The following is a 22,559-nucleotide window of genomic DNA, read 5'->3' as shown; positions in this document are numbered from 1 at the left end:
TTTTGTGACTGCTGTTCCCGCTTAGCGGGTTTCCAGCGGAGCCGGCGTCGGGACCGGGGTGGTCTCGATGGTGTCGATTTCGCGCTGGATGGATTCTTCCACCGAGCCTGGCTTGGCTGGTTTTTCTTCAGGCTGAGCCGCTGGCTGCGCTGTCTGGCCTGGCTCGGTGGCCGGGCTGACTGTGGTGTCGCTGCTGCCCCCCAGGATTTCCTGGTCGCGGCTGACGCCTGGCATGAAGTCGCCCGACAAGCTGACCAGTTGGTCGCTCTCGTTGAAGAAGATGCTCATGCGCTCTTGCTGGCGTTTACCACCACCAGGCTGCAGGCTGTACAGGTAATCCCAACGGTTGGTGTGGAAGGTATCCTGAATCAGCGGGTTGCCCATGATAAACCTTACTTGCCGGCGGGTCATTCCCGGGCGTAATTGGTCTATCATGTCCTGCGTGACGACATTGCCCTGCTGGATGTCGATTTTGTAAACCCCGGGAAACGAGCAACCGGCGAGTGCGAGCAGTCCCACTAGGGTGAGGCTGGTTAGCAAGAGCTTGGTGTTTTGCATCGGTGGGCGACTTCCACTATCTTGGCTGGACAACGTAAACCCCGATCATACCCGTATTAAGAGAAGCTGCGAAGCAGCATCGGCGAGAAAGCTGACCATGGTTGAAAATAGCGAATTACGCAAAGCCGGTCTCAAGGTGACCCTGCCTCGAGTCAAGATCCTTCAGATGCTCGATTCCACCGAGCAGCGTCACATGAGTGCCGAGGATGTTTACAAGGCACTGATGGAAGCAGGCGAGGACGTAGGCCTGGCCACCGTCTATCGCGTACTGACCCAGTTCGAAGCAGCGGGTCTGGTGGTTCGCCACAACTTCGACGGCGGCCACGCAGTGTTCGAGCTGGCCGATGGCGGTCACCACGACCATATGGTGAACGTGGATACCAGTGAAGTCATCGAATTCATGGATGCCGAAATCGAGAAGCGCCAGCGCGAAATCGTAGCCGAGCATGGCTTCGAGCTGGTAGACCACAATCTGGTCCTGTATGTGCGTAAGAAGAAGTAACGATTTTTTATCGTTATGAATGACAAAGGCGACCTTCGGGTCGCCTTTGTGCTTTCTGCTTCGGCAGATTAATTGGGTTGTCTGCACTGGCCCTATCGCCGGCAAGCCAGCTCCCACAGGTACACCACATATTTCAGGGCCTGTGATCACCTTGTGGGAGCTGGCTTGCCGGCGATAGGGCCAGTACCGGTAGCATCAGGCCTTGCCAGAAACCACCATCTTGCGCGCATGCGCCAGGGATTCCTTGGTCAGGTCAATGCCGCCCAGCATCCGCGCCACTTCTTCTACCCGCTCACGCTTGCCCAGGCTGGCCACGGCGGTGTGGGTGGTGTCGCTGTTGCGCACCTTGTGTACAAACAGGTGGTGATGCCCTTGCGCCGCAACCTGTGGCAGGTGAGTCACGGTCAGCACCTGGCCGCGCTCGCCCAGGCGGCGCAACAACTGGCCGACGATTTCGGCAGTAGGGCCGCCGATACCCACATCGACTTCGTCGAACACCAGGGTAGGAATGCGCGATGTCTGTGCGGTAATCACCTGGATCGCCAGGCTGATACGCGACAGTTCGCCACCCGAAGCCACCTTTGCCAGGCCCTTGAGCGGCTGGCCGGGGTTGGCGCTGACCAGCAGTTCGATCTGCTCCAGGCCATGCGGTGACAGGTCCGCGCCCTCGGTGGGCGTCAGCTCGATGCGGAAACGCCCGCCGGGCATGCCCAGGCGCTGGATTTCCTGCTCGACGGCGCCCGCCAGTTGCTGGGCGGCTTGCTGGCGCAGGGCGCTGAGTTCACGGGCCCGCTCTTTATAATGCTGTGCGAAAGCAGCCAGTTCTTCGCCCAGCCGCTCGATCGACTCGTCGCTGGCGTTCAGGCCTTCGATTTCTTCCATCAGTTGTTGCTGCAGGTGCGGCAGTTCAGTGGGGTGCACGCGGTGTTTGCGCGCCAGTGTATAGATGGTGTCGAGGCGTTCTTCCAAAGCCTGCAGGCGCATCGGGTCGGCGTCGAAGTTGTCGAGGAAGCGGTTGAGCTCGCCTACGGCTTCTTCTACCTGGATCTGAGCGCTGGCGATCAGGTTGGCGGCCTCGCCCAAGGCCTTGGGTGAGTGGGTGGCAGCGCCCAGCCGGTTGAGGCTGGAGGTGAGGGCGCTGAGCACGTTGCCCGAGTCGCTTTCACTGCACTGGTCGATCACCTGGCGACAAATGCCGAACAGCGCTTCGGCGCTGGTCAGGTTCTTGTGCTCCTGCTCCAGTTGCTCCAGTTCGTGCTCGCCCAGGCCCAGGTTGTCCAGCTCTTCCAGCTGGTAGCTGAGCAGCTGATGGCGGGCGCGCTGCTCATCACCTGAATTGGACAGCCGCTCCAGCTCCAGGCGGGTCTGGTTCCAGCGCTTGGCCGCCAGATGCACCTGGCGGGCCAGGTCGACGGCGCCGGCGTACTCGTCGAGCAGGCGGCGGTGGGTGTCGGTTTTCAGCAGCGACTGGTGCTCGTGCTGGCTGTGGATATCGATCAGCAGCTCGCCCAGCGCCTTGAGGTCGCCCAGCGGGCACGGCGTGCCGTTGATGTAGCCGCGGCTACGGCCTTCGGCGGTGATGACCCGGCGCAGTATGCACAGCCCGTCGTTGTCCAGGTCGCGTTCGGCCAGCCAGGCGTGGGCCTCGGGGATGTCTACCAGGTCGAAAGTGGCGAGGATGTCTGCCTTGTCGGTGCCAGGGCGCACCACGCCACTGTCGGCCCGATCGCCCAGGGCCAGGCCGAGGGCGTCGAGCATGATCGATTTACCGGCACCGGTCTCGCCCGTGATGACGGACATGCCGCGGGCAATTTCGAGGTCGAGGTGCTCGACGATGGCGTAGTTGTGAATGGACAGGTGCACCAGCATGAGGGGCGGCTCCCGAAAGTCAGGTCTGGTTATTTATACAGTACTTTTTTCAGGCCTGCCAATGCCCCTTGGCAGATTCTGTTGCAACCGGGAAAACCACCTTGCCCCTTGAAGCTGGTTTTTCCGGCCCCATATAGCCGACATCACAGGCGAGCCTGGCTCGCAGTCCACAAAATTGCGCAGGAGAGACCCCATGGCTGATGAACAGCTGAACGAGAAAGACCTTAACGTGGAAGAAACCGGTGCAGGCACTGCAGCTGACACCCGTGTTCTGGAGCTCGAGGAACAGCTGGCCGCAGCCAAGGACCAGGCGCTGCGCGCCGTTGCCGACGTGCAGAACGTGCGACGTCGTGCCGAGCAGGATGTCGAGAAAGCCCACAAGTTCGCCCTGGAGAAGTTCTCCAACGACTTGCTGCCGGTGATCGACAGCCTGGAATTGGCCCTGGCGCACTCCAGTGACGAAGATGAGCAGGTCAAGGCTATCCGCGAAGGCGTCAAACTGACCCTCAAGATGTTCCAGGACACCCTGAAGCGCTACAACCTCGAAGTCGTCGATCCGCACGGTGAACCGTTCAACCCTGAGCATCACCAGGCGATGGCCATGCAGGAAAGCGCCGAAGTCGAGCCGAACAGCGTGCTGAACGTGTTCCAGAAGGGTTACCTGCTGAACGGCCGTCTGCTGCGCCCCGCCATGGTGGTGGTCAGCAAGGCGCCGAGCGCTGCGCAACCCTCGATCAATGAAAAGGCTTGAAATCCGTCGGGGCAACCCCATCTAGGTGTCAAGCCTTCAAGTATTACCGCAGTTGGCCAAAGTAGTCGCTGCTACCAAATTCAAGTTTCGGGAGAGTTAACATGGGCAAAATCATCGGTATCGACCTGGGGACCACCAACTCGTGTGTCTCCATCCTGGAAAACGGTAACGTCAAAGTCATCGAAAACGCCGAAGGTGCGCGTACCACCCCTTCGATCGTGGCCTACGCCAACGATGGCGAAATCCTGGTAGGTCAGTCGGCCAAGCGTCAGGCTGTTACCAACCCGCACAACACCCTGTTCGCGGTAAAGCGCCTGATCGGCCGCCGCTTTGAAGAGCAGGTCGTGCAGAAAGACATCCAACTGGTTCCGTACAAGATCGCCAAGGCTGACAACGGTGACGCCTGGGTTGAAGTGAACGGCCAGAAAATGGCACCGCCGCAAATCAGCGCCGAAGTGCTGAAAAAGATGAAGAAAACCGCCGAAGACTACCTCGGCGAGCCAGTTACCGAAGCGGTCATCACCGTTCCGGCCTACTTCAACGACAGCCAGCGTCAGGCGACCAAAGACGCCGGCCGCATCGCCGGTCTGGACGTGAAGCGCATCATCAACGAGCCGACCGCTGCTGCGCTGGCCTACGGCATGGACAAGGCCAAGGGCGACCACACTGTCATCGTTTATGACCTGGGTGGCGGTACCTTCGACGTTTCGGTCATCGAAATCGCCGAAGTCGACGGTGAGCACCAGTTCGAAGTACTGGCTACCAACGGCGACACCTTCCTGGGTGGCGAAGACTTCGACATGCTGCTGATCGACTACCTGGTCGAAGAGTTCAAGAAAGAGTCCGGCATGAACCTGAAGGGCGACCCTCTGGCCATGCAGCGCCTGAAGGAAGCGGCCGAGAAGGCCAAGATCGAGCTGTCGTCTGCTCAGTCGACCGACGTCAACCTGCCGTACATCACTGCAGATGCCACCGGTCCTAAGCACCTGAACGTGAAGATCTCCCGCGCCAAGCTGGAGTCGCTGGTTGAAGAGCTGGTGCAGCGCACCATCGAGCCTTGCCGTATCGCCCTGAAAGATGCTGGCATCGACGCCAGCAAGATCGACGACGTGATCCTGGTCGGTGGCCAGACCCGTATGCCGCTGGTGCAGAAAACCGTTGCCGATTTCTTCGGTAAAGAAGCGCGCAAGGACGTCAACCCGGACGAAGCCGTCGCCATGGGCGCCGCCATCCAGGCTGCTGTTCTGGCCGGCGATGTGAAAGACGTGCTGCTGCTGGACGTCAGCCCGCTGACCCTGGGTATCGAAACCATGGGCGGCGTGATGACTGCGCTGATCGAGAAGAACACCACCATTCCGACCAAGAAGTCGCAGGTGTTCTCGACTGCCGATGACAACCAGGGCGCCGTGACCATTCACGTGCTGCAAGGTGAGCGTAAGCAGGCCGCGCAGAACAAATCGCTGGGCAAGTTCGACCTGGCTGACATTCCGCCAGCTCCACGTGGCGTGCCTCAGATCGAAGTTACCTTCGACATCGATGCCAACGGTATCCTGCACGTCAGCGCCAAAGACAAGGCGACCGGCAAGTCGCAGTCGATCGTGATCAAGGCCAACTCCGGCCTGTCGGACGAAGAGATCGAGCGCATGGTGCGTGACGCCGAGGCCAACGCCGAGGAAGACCGCAAGTTCGAAGAGCTGGCCGCTGCCCGTAACCAGGGTGATGCGCTGGTTCACTCGACCCGCAAGATGGTCGCTGACGCGGGTGACAAGGTCACCGCTGAAGAGAAGACTGCCATCGAAGCGGCCGTGGTTGCCCTGGAAGCCGCCGTCAAAGGCGACGACAAGGCTGCCATCGATGCCAAGGTCGAAGAGCTGTCCAAGGTCTCTGCCCCGGTTGCCCAGAAAATGTACGCCGAGCAGTCGGCCGAACAGCCTCAGGGTGGCGCGCAGCAGGCCGAGCCGGAAGCCAAGCACGATGACGTGGTTGACGCCGAGTTCGAAGAAGTAAAAGGCGACGACAAGAAGTAATCGTTGCATGTTGTCGGCCAGCTCACCGCCGTTTGGCGGTGAGCTGGTAGGATGTCGCCGCGCGGGGGCTTGCTCCCGCGTTGGCGTATCTGGAATTCGAGAATTTTTACAGCATCTGTCAGCGGCCCTTGGTGGCGCAGGCAGGTGCTGACGGCGCGGCGCAGATGCCAGACGCCCAACAAGGTGCAAATGACCTATGTCCAAGCGTGATTACTATGAGGTTCTGGGTGTCGAGCGCGGCGCCAGTGAAGCTGACCTCAAAAAGGCTTACCGCCGTTTGGCGATGAAGTACCACCCGGACCGCAACCCGGGTGACAAAGAGTCGGAAGACATGTTCAAGGAGGCCAACGAGGCCTACGAAGTACTGTCTGATGCCAGCAAGCGCGCGGCGTTCGACCAGTATGGCCATGCCGGTGTCGACCCAAGCATGGGCGGCGGCGGTGCCGGCTTCGGTGGCGCCAACTTCTCCGACATCTTCGGTGATGTATTCAGCGACTTCTTTGGCGGCGGCCGTGGTGGCGGACGTGGCGGTGCCCAGCGCGGCAGCGACCTGCGCTACACCCTGGAGCTGAACCTGGAAGAAGCGGTGCGTGGCACCACGGTCAGCATCCGCGTTCCTACCCTGGTCAATTGCCAGCCTTGCGACGGTTCCGGTGCCAAGAAGGGTTCGACCCCGTCGACCTGCCCGACGTGCGGCGGCATCGGTCAGGTGCGCATGCAGCAAGGCTTCTTCTCGGTGCAGCAAACCTGCCCGCGCTGCCATGGCCAGGGCAAGATCATTACCGACCCGTGCACCTCGTGCCACGGCGAAGGGCGTGTCGAAGAATACAAGACGTTGTCGGTCAAGGTGCCGGCAGGTGTCGATACCGGCGACCGCATCCGCCTCTCGGGCGAGGGCGAGGCCGGTACCCATGGTGGCCCGACTGGCGACCTGTACGTGGTGATCAGTGTACGTGAGCACGAGATCTTCCAGCGCGACGGCAAGCACCTGTACTGCGAAGTGCCCATCAGCTACACCGATGCCGCCTTGGGTGGTGAGCTGGAAGTGCCGACCCTTGATGGTCGCGTGAAGCTGAAAATTCCGGAAGGCACCCAGACTGGCAAGCAGTTCCGCCTGCGTGGCAAGGGTGTGGCGCCGGTGCGCGGTGGTGGTGCGGGTGACCTGCTGTGCCGTGTGGCGGTGGAAACCCCGGTCAACCTCAGCCGCCGTCAGCGCGAGCTGCTCGAAGAGCTGCGTGACTCGCTGGAAGGCGACAGTTCCCACTCGCCCAAGGCCAGTGGCTGGTTCGATGGCGTGAAGCGCTTCTTCGGCGATCTCTGACAAGGAAAAGGCTATGCGACGTATTGCAGTGATGGGCGCGGCAGGGCGGATGGGCAAGACCCTGATCGAGGCTGTGCAGCAAACCCCGGGTGCCGGCCTGACGGCAGCGATCGATCGCCCTGACAGCTCGCTGGTCGGGGCGGACGCCGGTGAATTGGCGGCCCTCGGCCGGATCGGTGTGCTGCTGTCCGATGACCTGGCCAAGGTTGCCGACGAGTTCGACGTGCTGATCGATTTCACGCACCCTTCGGTCACCCTCAAGAACCTGGCGTTCTGCCGCAAGCACGGCAAGGCGATGATCATCGGTACTACGGGCTTCTCTGTTGAAGAGAAGCAACTGCTGGCCGAGGCAGGCAAGGACATTCCAATCGTGTTTGCCGCCAACTTCAGTGTCGGCGTCAACCTCAGCCTCAAGCTGCTGGATATGGCGGCGCGGGTGCTGGGTGATGATGTTGATATCGAGATCATCGAGGCGCACCACCGGCACAAGGTCGATGCGCCGTCGGGCACTGCGCTGCGCATGGGTGAAGTGGTTGCCAATGCGCTGGGCCGGGACCTGCAGGAAGTGGCCGTGTATGGCCGCGAAGGGCAGACCGGTGCGCGTGATCGCAAGACCATTGGTTTCGCGACTGTGCGTGCCGGTGATGTGGTGGGTGATCACACTGTATTGTTCGCTGCCGAAGGCGAGCGTCTGGAAATCACTCACAAGGCCTCCAGCCGCATGACCTTCGCCAAGGGCGCCGTGCGTGCGGCACTGTGGCTGGATGGGCGCGAGCCTGGCCTGTACGACATGCAGGATGTGCTCGAGCTGCGCTAAGCCGTTCGAGTGGTGTGGGCTTCTTCGCGGGCTTGCCCGCTCCCACAGGTATTGCGCCGGTCTTGTGGGAGCGGGCAAGCCCGCGAAGAAGCCACCGCCGATGTCAGTCTGTCGCATTCATGTGTTTTAGAGACACATATGCGGTAGACCGAAAACGCACTTTTCTGTAAGCTACAGCTTTAGTGTGTCCACTAAAAGCGCGCAGCGAATTGAATTCAGCACATGAAAGCGGGGTGACGTGTCCATACGTCACTCCGCTTTTTTGCAACCTGCGATCGCCCTTTCATGCTTGATTTACGGGAGGTCTTCTTGACAAAGCCAGCCATACTCGCCCTTGCCGACGGCAGTATTTTTCGCGGTGAAGCCATTGGTGCCGACGGTCAGACCGTTGGTGAGGTGGTATTCAACACCGCTATGACCGGCTACCAGGAAATCCTTACAGACCCTTCCTATGCGCAGCAAATCGTTACCCTGACCTACCCGCACATCGGTAACACCGGTACTACGCCGGAAGATGCCGAGTCGAACCGCGTCTGGTCCGCTGGCCTGGTCATCCGTGACCTGCCGCTGCTGGCCAGCAACTGGCGTAACACCCAGTCGCTGCCTGAATACCTCAAGGCCAACAACGTCGTTGCCATCGCTGGCATCGACACCCGTCGCCTGACCCGTATCCTGCGTGAAAAGGGCGCCCAGAACGGTTGCATCCTCGCCGGTGACAACATCAGCGAAGAAGCCGCCATCGCCGCTGCCCGTGGTTTCCCGGGCCTGAAGGGCATGGACCTGGCCAAGGTCGTTTCCACCAAAGAGCGCTACGAGTGGCGCTCCAGCGTGTGGGAGCTGAAAACCGACAGCCACCCGACCATCGAAGCTGCCGACCTGCCTTACCACGTGGTTGCCTTCGACTACGGCGTCAAGCTGAACATCCTGCGCATGCTGGTTGCCCGTGGCTGCCGCGTGACTGTGGTGCCGGCCCAGACCCCGGCCAGCGAAGTGCTGGCCCTCAACCCGGACGGCGTGTTCCTGTCCAACGGCCCTGGTGACCCTGAGCCGTGCGACTACGCCATCCAGGCGATCAAGGAAATCCTCGAAACCGAGATTCCGGTATTCGGCATCTGCCTCGGCCACCAGCTGCTGGCCCTGGCCTCCGGCGCCAAGACCGTGAAAATGGGTCACGGTCACCACGGTGCCAACCACCCGGTCCAGGACCTGGACAGCGGTGTGGTCATGATCACCAGCCAGAACCACGGTTTTGCTGTTGACGAAGCTACCCTGCCGGGCAACGTTCGCGCCATCCACAAGTCGCTGTTCGACGGCACCCTGCAGGGTATCGAGCGCACCGACAAGAGCGCGTTCAGCTTCCAGGGCCACCCTGAAGCGAGCCCTGGCCCGACCGACGTCGCGCCACTGTTCGATCGTTTCACCGATGCCATGGCCAAGCGCCGCTGAGCATCCTGCTTCAAGGCCCCGGGCCGGCTCGCGCCGCGCCCGGAAGCGCCTGACCCAGATTGTTCTAAGCGGCTTGCCGACTGACCCCGGATTTGAGTGACCACCATGCCAAAACGTACAGACATCAAAAGCATCCTGATTCTCGGTGCCGGCCCGATCGTGATCGGCCAGGCCTGTGAATTCGACTACTCCGGCGCCCAGGCCTGCAAGGCCCTGCGCGAGGAAGGTTTCCGCGTCATCCTGGTGAACTCCAACCCAGCCACCATCATGACCGACCCGGCCATGGCCGACGCCACCTACATCGAGCCGATCAAGTGGCAGTCGGTGGCCAAGATCATCGAGAAAGAGCGCCCGGACGCCGTTTTGCCGACCATGGGTGGCCAGACCGCCCTGAACTGCGCCCTGGACCTGGAGCGCCACGGCGTTCTGGAGAAGTTTGGCGTAGAGATGATCGGTGCCAACGCCGATACCATCGACAAGGCTGAAGACCGCTCGCGCTTCGACAAGGCCATGAAAGACATCGGTCTGGAATGCCCGCGCTCGGGTATCGCCCACAGCATGGAAGAGGCCAATGCGGTCCTCGAAAAGCTCGGCTTCCCGTGCATCATTCGCCCGTCGTTCACCATGGGTGGCACCGGCGGTGGTATCGCTTACAACCGTGAAGAATTCGAAGAAATCTGCACCCGTGGTCTGGACCTGTCGCCGACCAAAGAGCTGCTGATCGACGAATCGCTGATCGGCTGGAAAGAGTACGAGATGGAAGTGGTCCGCGACAAAAAGGACAACTGCATCATCGTCTGCTCGATCGAAAACTTCGACCCGATGGGCGTGCACACCGGTGACTCGATCACCGTTGCTCCCGCGCAGACCCTGACCGACAAGGAATACCAGATCATGCGCAACGCCTCGCTGGCGGTGCTGCGTGAAATCGGTGTTGAAACCGGCGGTTCCAACGTGCAGTTCGGTATCTGCCCGGACACCGGCCGTATGGTCGTCATCGAGATGAACCCGCGCGTATCGCGTTCGTCCGCCCTGGCTTCCAAGGCCACCGGCTTCCCGATTGCCAAGATCGCCGCCAAGCTGGCCATTGGCTACACCCTCGACGAACTGCAGAACGACATCACCGGCGGCCGCACCCCGGCTTCCTTCGAGCCGTCGATCGACTACGTCGTCACCAAGCTGCCGCGCTTCGCCTTCGAGAAATTCCCGAAAGCCGACGCCCGCCTGACCACCCAGATGAAATCCGTGGGTGAAGTCATGGCCATCGGCCGTACCTTCCAGGAATCCCTGCAGAAAGCCCTGCGCGGCCTGGAAGTCGGTGCCTGCGGTCTGGACCCGAAAGTGGACCTGGCCAGCCCTGAAGCTGCCGGCATCCTCAAGCGCGAGCTGACCGTACCGGGCGCCGAGCGTATCTGGTACGTCGCTGACGCCATGCGTTCGGGCATGACCTGTGAAGAAATCTTCGCACTGACCGGCATCGACATGTGGTTCCTGGTGCAGATGGAAGATCTGATCAAGGAAGAAGAGAAGGTCAAGACCCTGGCCCTGTCGTCCATCGACAAGAGCCTGATGCTGCGCCTCAAGCGCAAAGGTTTCTCGGACCAGCGCCTGGCCGTGCTGCTGGGTATCACCGACAAGAACCTGCGCCGTCACCGCCACAAGCTGGAAGTGTTCCCGGTGTACAAGCGCGTCGACACCTGCGCCGCCGAGTTCGCCACCGACACCGCCTACCTGTACTCCACCTACGAGGAAGAGTGCGAGGCGAACCCGTCGACACGCGACAAGATCATGATCCTGGGTGGCGGCCCGAACCGTATCGGCCAAGGTATCGAGTTCGACTACTGCTGCGTACACGCCGCCCTGGCGCTGCGTGAAGACGGTTACGAGACCATCATGGTCAACTGCAACCCGGAAACCGTCTCCACCGACTACGACACCTCCGACCGCCTGTACTTCGAGCCGCTGACCCTGGAAGACGTGCTGGAAGTGTGCCGTGTCGAGAAGCCGAAAGGCGTGATCGTCCATTACGGCGGCCAGACCCCGCTGAAACTGGCACGTGCCCTGGAAGAAGCCGGCGTACCGATCATCGGTACCAGCCCGGATGCCATCGACCGCGCCGAAGACCGTGAGCGCTTCCAGCAGATGGTTCAGCGCCTGAACCTGCTGCAGCCGCCAAACGCCACCGTACGCAGCGAAGAAGAAGCCATCCGTGCTGCTGGCGGCATCGGCTACCCGCTGGTGGTGCGCCCGTCGTACGTACTGGGCGGCCGCGCCATGGAAATCGTCTACGAACTGGACGAGCTCAAACGCTACCTGCGTGAAGCGGTACAAGTGTCGAACGACAGCCCGGTACTGCTCGACCACTTCCTCAACTGCGCCATCGAGATGGACGTGGATGCGGTGTGCGATGGCACTGACGTTGTGATCGGCGCCATCATGCAGCACATCGAACAGGCCGGCGTTCACTCCGGCGACTCGGCGTGCTCGCTGCCACCTTACTCGCTGAGCAAGGAAGTGCAGGACGAAGTCCGCGTACAGGTCACCAAAATGGCCCTGGAGCTGGGCGTTGTCGGCCTGATGAACGTGCAGCTGGCCCTGCAAGGCGACAAGATCTACGTGATCGAAGTCAACCCGCGCGCCTCGCGTACCGTGCCGTTCGTGTCCAAGTGCATCGGCACTTCCCTGGCCATGATCGCAGCCCGCGTAATGGCCGGTAAAACCCTGAAAGAGCTGGGCTTCACCCAGGAAATCATCCCGAACTTCTACAGCGTCAAGGAAGCCGTCTTCCCGTTCGCCAAGTTCCCGGGGGTTGACCCGATCCTCGGCCCTGAGATGAAATCGACCGGTGAAGTCATGGGTGTCGGTGACACCTTCGGTGAAGCGTTCGCCAAAGCCCAGATGGGTGCCAGCGAAGTGCTGCCGACCGGTGGTACCGCGTTCATCAGCGTGCGTGACGACGACAAGCCACAAGTGGCTGGCGTTGCCCGCGACCTGATCGCCCTGGGCTTCGAAGTGGTTGCAACTGCTGGCACCGCCAAGGTTATCGAGGCGGCTGGCCTGAAAGTGCGCCGTGTGAACAAGGTGACCGAAGGTCGCCCGCACGTGGTCGACATGATCAAGAACGACGAAGTCTCGCTGATCATCAACACCACCGAGGGCCGTCAGTCGATTGCCGATTCTTACTCGATTCGTCGCAATGCGCTGCAGCACAAGATTTACTGCACCACCACCATTGCGGCCGGTGAAGCCATCTGCGAGGCGCTGAAATTTGGTCCTGAAAAGACCGTTCGTCGCCTGCAAGATCTGCATGCAGGACTGAAAGCATGAGCATTACCAAGTACCCGATGACCGTCCAGGGCGCTCGCGCCCTGGAAGAGGAGCACCTGTTCCTGAGCAAGACCGAGCGCCCGCGCCTGAGCCAGGCGATCGGTGAAGCGCGCGAACTGGGCGACCTCAAGGAAAACGCCGAATACCATGCCGCCCGCGAAGAGCAGGGCATGGTCGAGGCGCGTATCCGCGATATCGAAGGCCGTCTGCAGAACTCGGTCGTGATCGACGTGACCACCATTGCCCATACCGGCAAGGTCATTTTCGGCACCACCGTTGAGCTGGCCAACACCGAAACCGACGAGCGGGTTAAATACCAGATCGTTGGCGAGGATGAAGCCAACATCAAGCTCGGCAAGCTTTCGGCAAGCGCGCCGATTGCCCGTGCCATCATCGGCAAGGAAGAAGGCGACATCGTCGTCATCAAGACGCCAAGCGGCACGGTCGAGTACGAGATTGTCGAAGTCCAGCACATCTGACCGGCGCCTGCGGGCGCCATCCCTTGAGGGGATCCTCTGGCAACTGGCCCAGGTTTTCTGGGTTGGTGGCCTGTGGGTGTTCCATGTGGGGCTGGTGCCTGCGCTCAAGGTCAGTGGTCTGGCACCCTTGCTGGTGCAAGACATTGCCGGGCAGATCGACCGCTGGTTGATTGGCGTGGCGCTGCTTGGGCTGTTGACTCAGCTGGCGGTACTGGCGAGGGTGGACGGCCTGGCGGCCTGGTGGCGGCAATTTCGCGGCCAGATGCTGTTGCTGGGGTTTTCAGCCTGCGTGGGGTACTACACCTTGCGCTACGGCATTTCGGTCGGCGAGCGCTGGCAGATGTTCTGTTTCCTGGTGCTGGGTTTTTCCGGCATCGTGCTGGTGGCCCAGCCGGTACCGGTCAGGGCGCGCAAACCGCGCCACTGATCGGAGCCACCGTTACTTGTAGCGGTGGATATTGGACAGCTGCTTGTTGGGCTGTGGGTTCTTACGGTAGATCAGCGCTTTCTTGCCGATGGTCTGCACCAGCTCGGCACGGCCGGCCTTGCACAGTTCTGCAATGGTTGCGGCACGTTCTTCGCGGTCTTCCGAGCGAATCTCGACCTTGATCAGCTCATGGTCGACCAGGGCGCGTTCCAGTTCGGCAACTACGCCTTCATTCAAACCGTTGCCAGCAACGATCAAAACCGGCTTCAGGTCATGACCAATGGACTTGTACTGCTTCTTCTGCTCGTTATTGAGCGGCATAATCTGACCCTTTCCGTCTGATTCTGTAAAATTGACCGGCATTTTACCCGAGGGCCACCGGCTCCGCCCAGTCAATCACGACGCATATCATCGAGGTGCCCCGTGGTACAACGTTCCAAAAGCAGCGCAAACTGGCTGCGAGAGCATTTTAACGACCCTTTTGTGAAACAGGCGCAGAAGGATGGCTACCGCTCGCGTGCGAGCTACAAACTGCTGGAGATCCAGGAAAAGGACCGCCTGATCCGACCTGGCATGAGTGTAATCGACCTCGGCGCGGCCCCTGGCGGCTGGTCGCAGGTGACCAGTCGTCTGATTGGTGGTCAGGGCCGGTTGATCGCTTCCGATATCCTGGAAATGGACTCGATCCCTGACGTGACCTTCATCCAGGGTGACTTCACCGAGGATGCAGTGCTGCAGCAGATCCTCGCGGCGGTCGGTGATTCGCACGTAGACCTTGTGATTTCGGACATGGCCCCCAATATGAGTGGTACGCCCGAAGTGGACATGCCGCGCGCCATGTTCCTCTGCGAGCTGGCTCTGGATCTGGCAACCCGCGTGCTGAAGCCCGGCGGAGATTTCCTGATCAAGATTTTCCAGGGCGAAGGCTTTGATATGTACCTGAAGGATGTGCGCACCAAGTTCGACAAGGTGCAAATGCGCAAGCCGTCTTCTTCGCGGGACCGTTCCCGTGAGCAGTACCTGTTGGGCAAGGGTTTCAAAGGCGTTTGAACAGCGTGCTGCGGGTGGTCGATAGTTATTTCCAATCGGCCCTCCCGTCTGGATCGTCCGAACTTCGTGTAGTCTAGCTTTCACAAAGGGTTACAGACGGTGCCTGCGGCTGCGTAGGTAATGTAGTAAGTTAGGGCGATGAATATCATGCGAGGCACGGCTGCGTCGTGCGCCGGCCTCAGAGGGTAGCGAATTGAACGACATGGCAAAGAATCTGATCCTGTGGTTGATCATCGCAGCTGTCCTGGTGACAGTGATGAACAACTTCTCCAGCCCTAACGAGCCGCAGACCCTCAACTATTCCGACTTCATCCAGCAGGTCAAGGATGGCAAGGTCGAGCGTGTGACCGTCGACGGCTACATCATTACCGGCAAGCGCGCCGACGGCGACAATTTCAAGACCGTGCGCCCGGCCATTACCGACAATGGCCTGATCGGTGACCTGGTCGACAATCACGTGGTTGTCGAAGGCAAGCAGCCAGAGCAGCAGAGCATCTGGACGCAGTTGCTGGTCGCCAGCTTCCCGATCCTGGTCATCATCGCCGTGTTCATGTTCTTCATGCGCCAGATGCAAGGTGGTGCGGGTGGCAAGGGCGGGCCGATGAGCTTTGGCAAGAGCAAGGCGCGCCTGCTGTCCGAAGACCAGGTCAAGACCACATTGGCTGACGTTGCAGGTTGCGACGAAGCCAAGGAAGAAGTGGGCGAGCTGGTCGAGTTCCTGCGCGATCCGGGCAAGTTCCAGCGCCTGGGTGGTCGTATCCCGCGCGGTGTGCTGATGGTTGGCCCGCCCGGTACCGGTAAGACCCTGCTGGCCAAGGCCATTGCGGGCGAAGCAAAAGTACCGTTCTTCACCATTTCCGGTTCGGACTTCGTGGAAATGTTCGTCGGTGTCGGTGCCAGCCGTGTGCGCGACATGTTCGAGCAGGCCAAGAAGCACGCCCCGTGCATCATCTTCATCGACGAAATCGACGCCGTTGGTCGCCACCGTGGCGCCGGCATGGGCGGCGGTCACGACGAGCGTGAGCAAACCCTCAACCAGTTGCTGGTAGAGATGGACGGCTTCGAAATGAACGATGGCATCATCGTCATTGCCGCTACCAACCGCCCTGACGTACTCGACCCGGCGCTGCTGCGTCCAGGCCGTTTCGACCGCCAGGTAGTGGTAGGCCTGCCAGACATCCGCGGTCGCGAACAGATCCTCAAGGTGCACATGCGCAAGGTGCCGATTGGCGAAAACGTCAACCCGGCGGTCATTGCCCGTGGTACCCCTGGCTTCTCCGGTGCCGACCTGGCCAACCTGGTCAACGAGGCCTCGCTGTTTGCCGCGCGTTCCAACAAGCGCCTGGTCGAAATGAAAGAGTTCGAGCTGGCCAAGGACAAGATCATGATGGGCGCTGAGCGCAAGACCATGGTCATGTCCGAGAAAGAAAAGCGCAACACTGCCTACCACGAGGCGGGTCATGCCATCGTTGGTCGCCTGGTGCCTGAGCACGACCCGGTCTACAAGGTTTCGATCATTCCGCGCGGTCGCGCCCTGGGCGTGACCATGTTCCTGCCGGAAGAAGACCGCTACAGCCTGTCCAAGCGTGCACTGATCAGCCAGATCTGCTCGTTGTACGGCGGCCGTATCGCCGAAGAGATGACCCTGGGCTTCGACGGCGTCACCACGGGTGCCTCCAACGACATCATGCGGGCCAGCCAGATCGCTCGCAACATGGTCACCAAGTGGGGCTTGTCGGAAAAACTCGGCCCGCTGATGTACGCAGAAGAAGAGGGTGAAGTGTTCCTCGGCCGCAGCGCGGGCAGCCAGCACGCCAGTGTTTCCGGCGAGACTGCCAAGCTGATCGACTCCGAAGTACGCAGCATCATCGATCAGTGCTACGCCACTGCCAAGCAGCTGTTGATCGAGAATCGCGACAAGCTCGAAGCGATGACCGAAGCGCTGATGAAGTATGAGACCATTGATGCCGATCAGATCGATGACATCATGGCTGGCCGTACGCCACGCGAACCGCGTGACTGGGACGACGACAAGCATTCGGGCACCCCTGCTGCCCAGGATGATCGCCCTGAATCGCCAATTGGCGGTCCGGCAGCTCAACACTAAGGGCGTCTATGAGCTCAGTGCAGTACCCGACCCGGTTGCCTTGCGGCAACCGGGTTCTTGATTTGTCGCGTACCCATGTCATGGGTATTCTCAATATCACCCCCGATTCCTTCTCCGATGGTGGGCGCTTCAGTCAGCGCGACGCGGCCCTGCGCCATGCCGAAGCGATGGCTGCCGCCGGCGCCACGCTGATCGACATCGGTGGTGAGTCCACGCGCCCCGGTGCGCGTGCGGTATCCGTGACCGAGGAGCTGGAGCGTGTGGCGCCGATGGTCGAGGCTATCAACAGCCGCCTGGACGTCGTCATTTCGGTCGATACTTCGACGCCTGCCGTCATGCGTGAATCGGCGCGCCTCGGTGCCGGGCTGATCAATGACGTCCGTGGCCTGGAGCGTGATGGCGCCCTGGATGCCGCTGCCGACACCGGGCTCCCGGTGTGTCTCATGCACATGCGCGGCGAGCCGGGTAACATGCAGGACGACCCGCATTACGATGATGTGACCGCCGACGTTACGCGTTATCTTGAACAGCGGATGGCCGCCTGCGCTGCAGTGGGCATCGATGCGAACAGAATCATCCTTGATCCGGGCTTTGGTTTCGCCAAGACATTGGCGCACAACCTGAGCCTGTTCAAGCACATGGAAGCGCTCTATCGCCTTGGGCGCCCGCTGCTGGTGGGCGTTTCACGAAAGAGCATGATCGGCCTGACGCTGGATCGTCCGGTCGGCGAGCGGTTGTACGGCAGCCTTGCGCTGGCGGCGTTGGCCATGACCAAGGGGGCGAGCATCCTTCGTGTCCATGACGTGGCCGAAACTGTCGATGTGGTGCGCATGATCGCTGCGGTACAAAACGCCGAATAAGAACATTGGAGTCCCTATGAGCAGAAAATACTTTGGTACCGACGGCATTCGTGGCCGCGTCGGCGAATTCCCGATCACGCCTGACTTCATGCTGAAGCTTGGCTGGGCGGCCGGCATGGCCTTCCGTAAGCAGGGCCATTGCCGCGTGCTGGTGGGCAAGGACACGCGTATCTCCGGCTACATGTTCGAGTCCGCACTCGAAGCCGGTCTGGCCGCAGCAGGTGCCGACGTCATGCTGCTGGGGCCAATGCCTACACCGGCCATCGCCTACCTGACTCGCACCTTCCATGCCCAGGCGGGCATTGTCATCAGTGCTTCGCACAACCCGCACGAAGACAACGGCATCAAGTTTTTCTCGGGCCAGGGCACCAAGCTGCCGGACGAAGTCGAGCTGATGATCGAAGAGTTGCTCGACCAGCCGATGACCGTTGTCGACTCGGGCAAGCTGGGCAAGGTCTCGCGCATCAACGATGCTGCTGGCCGATACATCGAATTCTGCAAGAGCAGCGTGCCTAGCAGCACCAGTTTCGATGGCCTGAAGCTTGTGGTCGACTGTGCCCACGGTGCCACCTACAAGGTCGCGCCAAGCGTGTTCCGCGAGCTGGGTGCTGACGTGACCGTGCTGCATGCCCAGCCGGACGGCCTGAACATCAACGAAGGTTGCGGCTCGACCCACATCGAATCGCTGCAGGCCGCCGTGCTGGTTGGCCATGCCGACCTCGGCATTGCCTTCGACGGTGACGGTGATCGCGTGTTGATGGTCGACCACACTGGCGCCATCGTCGATGGTGACGAGCTGCTGTTCATCATTGCCCGCGACCTGCACGACCGTGGCAAGCTGCAGGGCGGGGTGGTGGGTACCCTGATGAGCAACCTGGGCCTGGAGCTTGCGCTGAAGGACCTGGATATCCCGTTCGTGCGGGCCAAGGTCGGCGACCGTTACGTCATGGCCGAACTGCTGGAGCGCGAGTGGCTGGTCGGGGGTGAAAACTCCGGCCACGTCGTGTGCTGCAACCACACCACCACCGGTGACGCGATCATTGCCGCGCTGCAGGTGCTGATGGCGCTCAAGCGCCGTGGTGAAACCCTGGCGCAGGCTCGTCAGGCCCTGCGCAAGTGCCCGCAGGTGCTGATCAACGTGCGCTTCGGCGCGAGCAAGGTCGACCCGCTGGAGCACCCGGCAGTCAAGGAAGCCAGTGCCAATGTGACCGAAGCCTTGGCTGGTCGCGGCCGTGTTCTGTTGCGCAAGTCCGGTACCGAGCCGTTGGTGCGGGTCATGGTCGAGGGCGAAGACGAAAGCCAGGTGCGGACGCACGCTGAAGCGTTGGCCAGACTGGTCGGCGAAGTTTGTGTCTGAAGGCGCTTGCCAGCGCAGATCTGGTTGGGTAAGATCTGCGCCCACTTTGACCGACGAGGTAAAGCATGCGTCGCCCTATGGTAGCTGGTAACTGGAAGATGCACGGTACCCGCGCTAGCGTCGCTGAGCTGACCGAAGGCTTGAGCAATCTCGCCTTGCCGAGCAGAGTGGAAGTCGCGGTGTTTCCACCGGCTTTGTTCATCAATCAGGTGATTGATGGCCTGGCAGGTAAAGAAATAACTGTCGGCGCACAGAATTCTGCTGTACAACCCGAACAGGGTGCGCTGACCGGGGAAGTTGCTCCGGAACAGCTGGTTGAAGCAGGTTGCAAGTTGGTGTTGGTGGGGCACTCGGAACGTCGCCAGATCATTGGTGAAACCGACGAAGTGCTCAATCGCAAGTTTGCAGCGGCCCAGGCCAAAGGTTTGAAGCCAGTGCTTTGCATCGGGGAAACCCTTGAAGAGCGCGAGGCAGGCAAAACGCTTGAAGTTGTCGGGCGTCAACTAAGCAGTATCATCGAAGCATTCGGTGTTAAGGCTTTTGCCAATGCAGTAATTGCCTATGAGCCTGTATGGGCCATCGGCACCGGCCTGACGGCCACGCCACAGCAGGCCCAGGATGTGCACGCCGCCATCCGCGGCCAGCTGGCGGCAGAAGATGCTGAAGTAGCTGCGAAGGTGCAGCTGCTCTACGGCGGCAGCGTGAAGGCGGCCAATGCGGCCGAACTGTTCGGCATGCCGGATATCGATGGGGGGCTCATTGGTGGGGCTTCCCTGAACGCAGACGAATTCGGTGCAATTTGTCGCGCCGCAGGAAACTGAACAAATGCTGGAAACAGTCATCGTTGTTTTTCATCTGTTGGCAGCGCTGTCGCTTGTAGTGCTGGTACTGTTGCAACAGGGTAAGGGTGCCGAAGCAGGTGCATCTTTCGGCGCGGGTGCTTCAAATACCGTGTTCGGGAGCCAGGGCTCTGCAACGTTCCTAAGTAAATTCACTGCTATACTCGCTGCCACTTTCTTTTTGACAGCACTTGGGTTAGGATACTTCGCGAAGCAACAAGCTCACCAGCTTAGCCAAGCAGGTCTTCCAGATCCAGCAGTGCTAGAAGTGAAAGAGCAGCAGAAGCCGGCAGTTAATGATGATGTACCGGTGCTCCAACAGCAGAAGAGCGAAACCACCAATAATACCGGTGATGTACCTCCTCCGGCTCAAGAGCAGAAGTAACGGGTTTCAAGTAGTAGTATTGCCGAGGTGGTGGAATTGGTAGACACGCAACCTTGAGGTGGTTGTGCCCATAGGGTGTAGGGGTTCGAGTCCCCTTCTCGGTACCATATTGAAGCTTGAGAGCCCGCTTTAGCGGGCTTTCTTGTAGGTGAAGGTTTGGATTTGACCCTCAATGGGGTTCGGTCTTATACTTTCGCCCCAGCTTTGTCGCGGGGTGGAGCAGCTTGGTAGCTCGTCGGGCTCATAACCCGAAGGTCGTTGGTTCAAATCCAGCCCCCGCAACCAGCTTCAGCGGAGCCCCTTTTCAGGGGCTTTTTGCTAACCGAACAGTTTTCGGCGTCGTTGTCCAACGGCGCTTTCAGGGATGGGCGCTTCGCCCATTTTTCATTTGCACAGCATGCACGAGGGGGTTCAGGTGTCGAGCAAGCTAGAACAGTTGCAGGCCTTGTTGGCCCCGGTGGTCACGGGGCTGGGCTTCGAATGCTGGGGGATTGAATTCGTCTCCCAAGGCAAGCATTCGGTACTACGTGTCTACATCGACAAGGAAGGCGGGATTCTGGTGGACGACTGCGCAGAAGTCAGCCGTCAGGTCAGCAGCGTTCTCGATGTGGAAGATCCGATCAGCTCTGAATATACCCTAGAGGTTTCTTCTCCTGGCATGGAACGCCCGCTGTTCACGCTTGAACAGTTTGCCTCGCATGCCGGCGAACAAGTGAAGATCAAGCTGCGCTCACCCTTCGAGGGTCGTCGTAACTTCCAGGGCCTTCTCCGCGGTGTGGAGGAGCAGGATGTGGTGGTCCAGGTGGACGATCAAGAGTTCCTGTTGCCGATCGACTCGATCGACAAGGCCAATATTATTCCCAGTTTTGACTGAGACGTGCCGGGCCCGGCGGACTATCCGGGCCCAATGGCTTGCGCAAGGCGAGGCGTACGATGAGCAAAGAAGTACTGCTGGTTGTTGAATCGGTATCCAACGAAAAAGGTGTACCGCCCGGCGTCATTTTCGAAGCGCTGGAAGTGGCTCTGGCCACTGCGACCAAAAAACGTTTTGAAGATGAAGTCGATCTGCGTGTGGAAATCAATCGTCACACCGGTAGCTACGAGACCTTCCGTCGCTGGACCGTGGTCGATGAAGCCGATCTTGATGATCCGGCGATCGAAACCTGGCTGGACAAGATCAAGGACACTCATCCGGAAGCCAAGATTGGTGACGTGATCGAGGAGAAGATCGAGTCCATCGAGTTCGGTCGCATCGCCGCCCAGACCGCCAAGCAGGTCATCGTACAGAAGGTCCGTGAGGCCGAGCGTGCCCAGGTGGTCGATGCTTACCGCGAACGGGTAGGCGAGATCATTTCCGGTACCGTTAAAAAGGTTACCCGCGACAACGTCATCGTTGACCTGGGTAACAACGCCGAGGCCTTGCTGGCCCGCGAAGATATTATTCCGCGCGAAACCTTCCGTGTGGGTGTGCGCCTGCGTGCACTGCTCAAGGAAATTCGCACTGAAAACCGTGGTCCTCAGCTGATCCTGTCGCGCACCGCGCCACAGATGCTGATCGAGCTTTTCCGCATTGAAGTGCCGGAAATTGCCGAGGGCCTCATTGAAGTCATGGCTGCCTCCCGTGATCCGGGTTCGCGAGCCAAGATCGCCGTCCGCTCCAAGGACAAGCGCATCGACCCGCAAGGCGCCTGTATCGGCATGCGTGGTTCGCGCGTCCAAGCTGTATCCGGGGAGTTGGGTGGTGAGCGTGTGGATATCGTCCTCTGGGACGATAACCCGGCGCAGTTCGTCATCAACGCCATGTCGCCGGCTGAAGTCGCGGCGATCATCGTTGATGAAGATGCCCATGCCATGGACATCGCCGTCGCCGAGGATAACCTGGCCCAGGCCATTGGCCGTGGCGGTCAGAACGTTCGTCTTGCCAGTCAGTTGACCGGCTGGACCCTGAACGTGATGACCGAGAAGGACATTCAGGCCAAGCAGCAGGCCGAAACAGGTGACATCCTGCGCAATTTCATCGATGAACTGGAAGTCGACGAGGAGCTGGCCCAAGTGCTGGTCGACGAAGGCTTCACCAGCCTCGAAGAAATTGCCTACGTACCGTTGGAAGAAATGCTCAACATCGATGGCTTTGACGAAGATATCGTCAATGAGCTCCGCGCTCGAGCCAAGGACCGTTTGTTGACCAAGGCCATCGCTACCGAAGAAAAACTGGCAGACGCCCACCCGGCCGAAGACCTGCTCTCTCTTGAGGGTATGGACAAGGACCTGGCGGCTGAACTGGCGGTGCGCGGCGTGGTTAACCGCGAAGACCTGGCCGAGCAGTCGATCGACGATCTGCTCGACATCGACGGCATCGACGAAGAGCGTGCCGGCAAGTTGATCATGGCCGCCCGAGCCCATTGGTTCGAGTAATTAGGCGCGGCCTGAGGAGAGA

At 60.3% G+C, this 22,559-nt stretch carries 20 protein-coding genes and 2 tRNA genes; 19 read left to right on the top strand and 3 right to left on the bottom strand.

The window, feature by feature from the left end:
• Window positions 1-21: 21 nt before the first annotated feature.
• A complete protein-coding gene (locus WF331_RS19750; protein WP_016501653.1) occupies window positions 22-558 on the bottom strand; it encodes an outer membrane protein assembly factor BamE in 537 nt (178 codons plus the stop codon).
• 97 nt (window positions 559-655) lie between these two features.
• On the opposite strand from WF331_RS19750, the gene fur reads away from it, so the two are divergent.
• On the top strand, window positions 656-1,060 hold the full coding sequence (gene fur, locus WF331_RS19745) for a ferric iron uptake transcriptional regulator (RefSeq protein WP_003249922.1): 405 nt from the start codon (window positions 656-658) through the stop codon (window positions 1,058-1,060).
• Between the two features lie 195 nt (window positions 1,061-1,255).
• On the opposite strand, the gene recN is transcribed toward fur, so the two are convergent.
• On the bottom strand, window positions 1,256-2,929 hold the full coding sequence (recN, locus tag WF331_RS19740) for a DNA repair protein RecN (protein WP_016501652.1): 1,674 nt from the start codon (window positions 2,927-2,929) through the stop codon (window positions 1,256-1,258).
• Between the two features lie 193 nt (window positions 2,930-3,122).
• Between recN and grpE the strand changes: the two genes are divergently transcribed.
• The 8 genes from grpE to WF331_RS19700 all read left to right on the top strand — a co-directional run bounded on the left by grpE (window position 3,123) and on the right by WF331_RS19700 (window position 13,524).
• Window positions 3,123-3,680, top strand: coding sequence for a nucleotide exchange factor GrpE (grpE, locus tag WF331_RS19735; RefSeq protein WP_016501651.1), 558 nt, complete (start codon window positions 3,123-3,125; stop codon window positions 3,678-3,680).
• A 101-nt stretch (window positions 3,681-3,781) separates the two neighbouring features.
• The gene (gene dnaK / locus WF331_RS19730; protein WP_016501650.1) at window positions 3,782-5,707 is read left to right on the top strand and encodes a molecular chaperone DnaK; all 1,926 of its coding nucleotides are present in this window, start codon (window positions 3,782-3,784) and stop codon (window positions 5,705-5,707) included.
• A 196-nt stretch (window positions 5,708-5,903) separates the two neighbouring features.
• The gene (dnaJ, locus tag WF331_RS19725; protein ID WP_016501649.1) at window positions 5,904-7,028 is read left to right on the top strand and encodes a molecular chaperone DnaJ; all 1,125 of its coding nucleotides are present in this window, start codon (window positions 5,904-5,906) and stop codon (window positions 7,026-7,028) included.
• Window positions 7,029-7,041: 13 nt separating this feature from the next.
• Complete coding sequence (gene dapB, locus WF331_RS19720; RefSeq protein WP_016501648.1) at window positions 7,042-7,845, top strand: 4-hydroxy-tetrahydrodipicolinate reductase; 804 nt, start codon at window positions 7,042-7,044, stop codon at window positions 7,843-7,845.
• Between the two features lie 309 nt (window positions 7,846-8,154).
• A complete protein-coding gene (gene carA, locus WF331_RS19715) occupies window positions 8,155-9,291 on the top strand; it encodes a glutamine-hydrolyzing carbamoyl-phosphate synthase small subunit (protein WP_016501647.1) in 1,137 nt (378 codons plus the stop codon).
• 105 nt (window positions 9,292-9,396) lie between these two features.
• Window positions 9,397-12,618, top strand: coding sequence for a carbamoyl-phosphate synthase large subunit (gene carB, locus WF331_RS19710; RefSeq protein WP_016501646.1), 3,222 nt, complete (start codon window positions 9,397-9,399; stop codon window positions 12,616-12,618).
• Window positions 12,615-13,097, top strand: coding sequence for a transcription elongation factor GreA (gene greA / locus WF331_RS19705; protein WP_016501645.1), 483 nt, complete (start codon window positions 12,615-12,617; stop codon window positions 13,095-13,097). Before carB ends, greA begins: the two co-directional genes overlap by 4 nt.
• Window positions 13,075-13,524, top strand: a complete 450-nt coding sequence (locus tag WF331_RS19700; RefSeq protein WP_016501644.1) for a hypothetical protein — start codon at window positions 13,075-13,077, stop codon at window positions 13,522-13,524. The genes greA and WF331_RS19700 overlap by 23 nt, the downstream gene beginning before the upstream one ends.
• 12 nt (window positions 13,525-13,536) lie before the next feature.
• Here WF331_RS19700 and WF331_RS19695 read toward each other — a convergent pair whose 3' ends face one another.
• Window positions 13,537-13,845 (bottom strand): YhbY family RNA-binding protein, encoded by a 309-nt coding sequence (locus WF331_RS19695; RefSeq protein WP_016489174.1) that lies wholly within the window; start codon window positions 13,843-13,845, stop codon window positions 13,537-13,539.
• Between the two features lie 102 nt (window positions 13,846-13,947).
• Between WF331_RS19695 and rlmE the strand changes: the two genes are divergently transcribed.
• The 10 genes from rlmE (at window position 13,948) to nusA (ending at window position 22,537) form a co-directional block, all read left to right on the top strand.
• Window positions 13,948-14,574: a 23S rRNA (uridine(2552)-2'-O)-methyltransferase RlmE gene (gene rlmE, locus WF331_RS19690; protein WP_041167880.1), complete on the top strand. Its 627-nt coding sequence runs from the start codon at window positions 13,948-13,950 to the stop codon at window positions 14,572-14,574.
• Between the two features lie 202 nt (window positions 14,575-14,776).
• Window positions 14,777-16,681: an ATP-dependent zinc metalloprotease FtsH gene (ftsH, locus tag WF331_RS19685; RefSeq protein ID WP_041167879.1), complete on the top strand. Its 1,905-nt coding sequence runs from the start codon at window positions 14,777-14,779 to the stop codon at window positions 16,679-16,681.
• A gap of 8 nt (window positions 16,682-16,689) precedes the next feature.
• Window positions 16,690-17,541 carry a dihydropteroate synthase gene (folP, locus tag WF331_RS19680; protein ID WP_340623227.1) on the top strand — a complete coding sequence of 284 codons (852 nt, stop codon included), beginning with the start codon at window positions 16,690-16,692 and terminating at the stop codon, window positions 17,539-17,541.
• 16 nt (window positions 17,542-17,557) lie between these two features.
• Window positions 17,558-18,898, top strand: a complete 1,341-nt coding sequence (gene glmM / locus WF331_RS19675) for a phosphoglucosamine mutase (RefSeq protein ID WP_016501640.1) — start codon at window positions 17,558-17,560, stop codon at window positions 18,896-18,898.
• A 65-nt stretch (window positions 18,899-18,963) separates the two neighbouring features.
• Window positions 18,964-19,719: a triose-phosphate isomerase gene (gene tpiA, locus WF331_RS19670; RefSeq protein WP_340623226.1), complete on the top strand. Its 756-nt coding sequence runs from the start codon at window positions 18,964-18,966 to the stop codon at window positions 19,717-19,719.
• Between the two features lie 4 nt (window positions 19,720-19,723).
• Window positions 19,724-20,122 carry a preprotein translocase subunit SecG gene (secG, locus tag WF331_RS19665; protein WP_043202565.1) on the top strand — a complete coding sequence of 133 codons (399 nt, stop codon included), beginning with the start codon at window positions 19,724-19,726 and terminating at the stop codon, window positions 20,120-20,122.
• Between the two features lie 21 nt (window positions 20,123-20,143).
• Window positions 20,144-20,229 (top strand) — tRNA-Leu (locus WF331_RS19660).
• A gap of 101 nt (window positions 20,230-20,330) precedes the next feature.
• Window positions 20,331-20,407: transfer RNA gene (locus tag WF331_RS19655), tRNA-Met, on the top strand.
• 130 nt (window positions 20,408-20,537) lie between these two features.
• Window positions 20,538-20,996, top strand: coding sequence for a ribosome maturation factor RimP (rimP, locus tag WF331_RS19650; RefSeq protein ID WP_033702568.1), 459 nt, complete (start codon window positions 20,538-20,540; stop codon window positions 20,994-20,996).
• Between the two features lie 59 nt (window positions 20,997-21,055).
• On the top strand, window positions 21,056-22,537 hold the full coding sequence (gene nusA / locus WF331_RS19645) for a transcription termination factor NusA (protein WP_016489167.1): 1,482 nt from the start codon (window positions 21,056-21,058) through the stop codon (window positions 22,535-22,537).
• Window positions 22,538-22,559 lie beyond the last annotated feature (22 nt).

Source organism: Pseudomonas sp. YNh (genome assembly GCF_037993085.1).
Taxonomy (GTDB): Bacteria; Pseudomonadota; Gammaproteobacteria; order Pseudomonadales; family Pseudomonadaceae; genus Aquipseudomonas; species Aquipseudomonas putida.
This window is presented reverse-complemented; position numbering and strand designations above follow the sequence as displayed.

Bases quoted from the DNA above. Each gene is read 5' to 3' on its own strand.
- dnaJ (WP_016501649.1), top strand. From the start codon at position 5,904: ATGTCCAAGCGTGATTACTATGAGGTTCTGGGTGTCGAGCGCGGCGCC.
- nusA (WP_016489167.1), top strand. From the start codon at position 21,056: ATGAGCAAAGAAGTACTGCTGGTTGTTGAATCGGTATCCAACGAAAAA.
- WF331_RS19695 (WP_016489174.1), bottom strand. From the start codon at position 13,845: ATGCCGCTCAATAACGAGCAGAAGAAGCAGTACAAGTCCATTGGTCAT.
- dapB (WP_016501648.1), top strand. From the start codon at position 7,042: ATGCGACGTATTGCAGTGATGGGCGCGGCAGGGCGGATGGGCAAGACC.
- folP (WP_340623227.1), top strand. From the start codon at position 16,690: ATGAGCTCAGTGCAGTACCCGACCCGGTTGCCTTGCGGCAACCGGGTT.
- fur (WP_003249922.1), top strand. From the start codon at position 656: ATGGTTGAAAATAGCGAATTACGCAAAGCCGGTCTCAAGGTGACCCTG.
- carB (WP_016501646.1), top strand. From the start codon at position 9,397: ATGCCAAAACGTACAGACATCAAAAGCATCCTGATTCTCGGTGCCGGC.
- tpiA (WP_340623226.1), top strand. From the start codon at position 18,964: ATGCGTCGCCCTATGGTAGCTGGTAACTGGAAGATGCACGGTACCCGC.
- WF331_RS19750 (WP_016501653.1), bottom strand. From the start codon at position 558: ATGCAAAACACCAAGCTCTTGCTAACCAGCCTCACCCTAGTGGGACTG.
- glmM (WP_016501640.1), top strand. From the start codon at position 17,558: ATGAGCAGAAAATACTTTGGTACCGACGGCATTCGTGGCCGCGTCGGC.
- secG (WP_043202565.1), top strand. From the start codon at position 19,724: ATGCTGGAAACAGTCATCGTTGTTTTTCATCTGTTGGCAGCGCTGTCG.
- ftsH (WP_041167879.1), top strand. From the start codon at position 14,777: ATGGCAAAGAATCTGATCCTGTGGTTGATCATCGCAGCTGTCCTGGTG.
- recN (WP_016501652.1), bottom strand. From the start codon at position 2,929: ATGCTGGTGCACCTGTCCATTCACAACTACGCCATCGTCGAGCACCTC.
- grpE (WP_016501651.1), top strand. From the start codon at position 3,123: ATGGCTGATGAACAGCTGAACGAGAAAGACCTTAACGTGGAAGAAACC.
- greA (WP_016501645.1), top strand. From the start codon at position 12,615: ATGAGCATTACCAAGTACCCGATGACCGTCCAGGGCGCTCGCGCCCTG.
- dnaK (WP_016501650.1), top strand. From the start codon at position 3,782: ATGGGCAAAATCATCGGTATCGACCTGGGGACCACCAACTCGTGTGTC.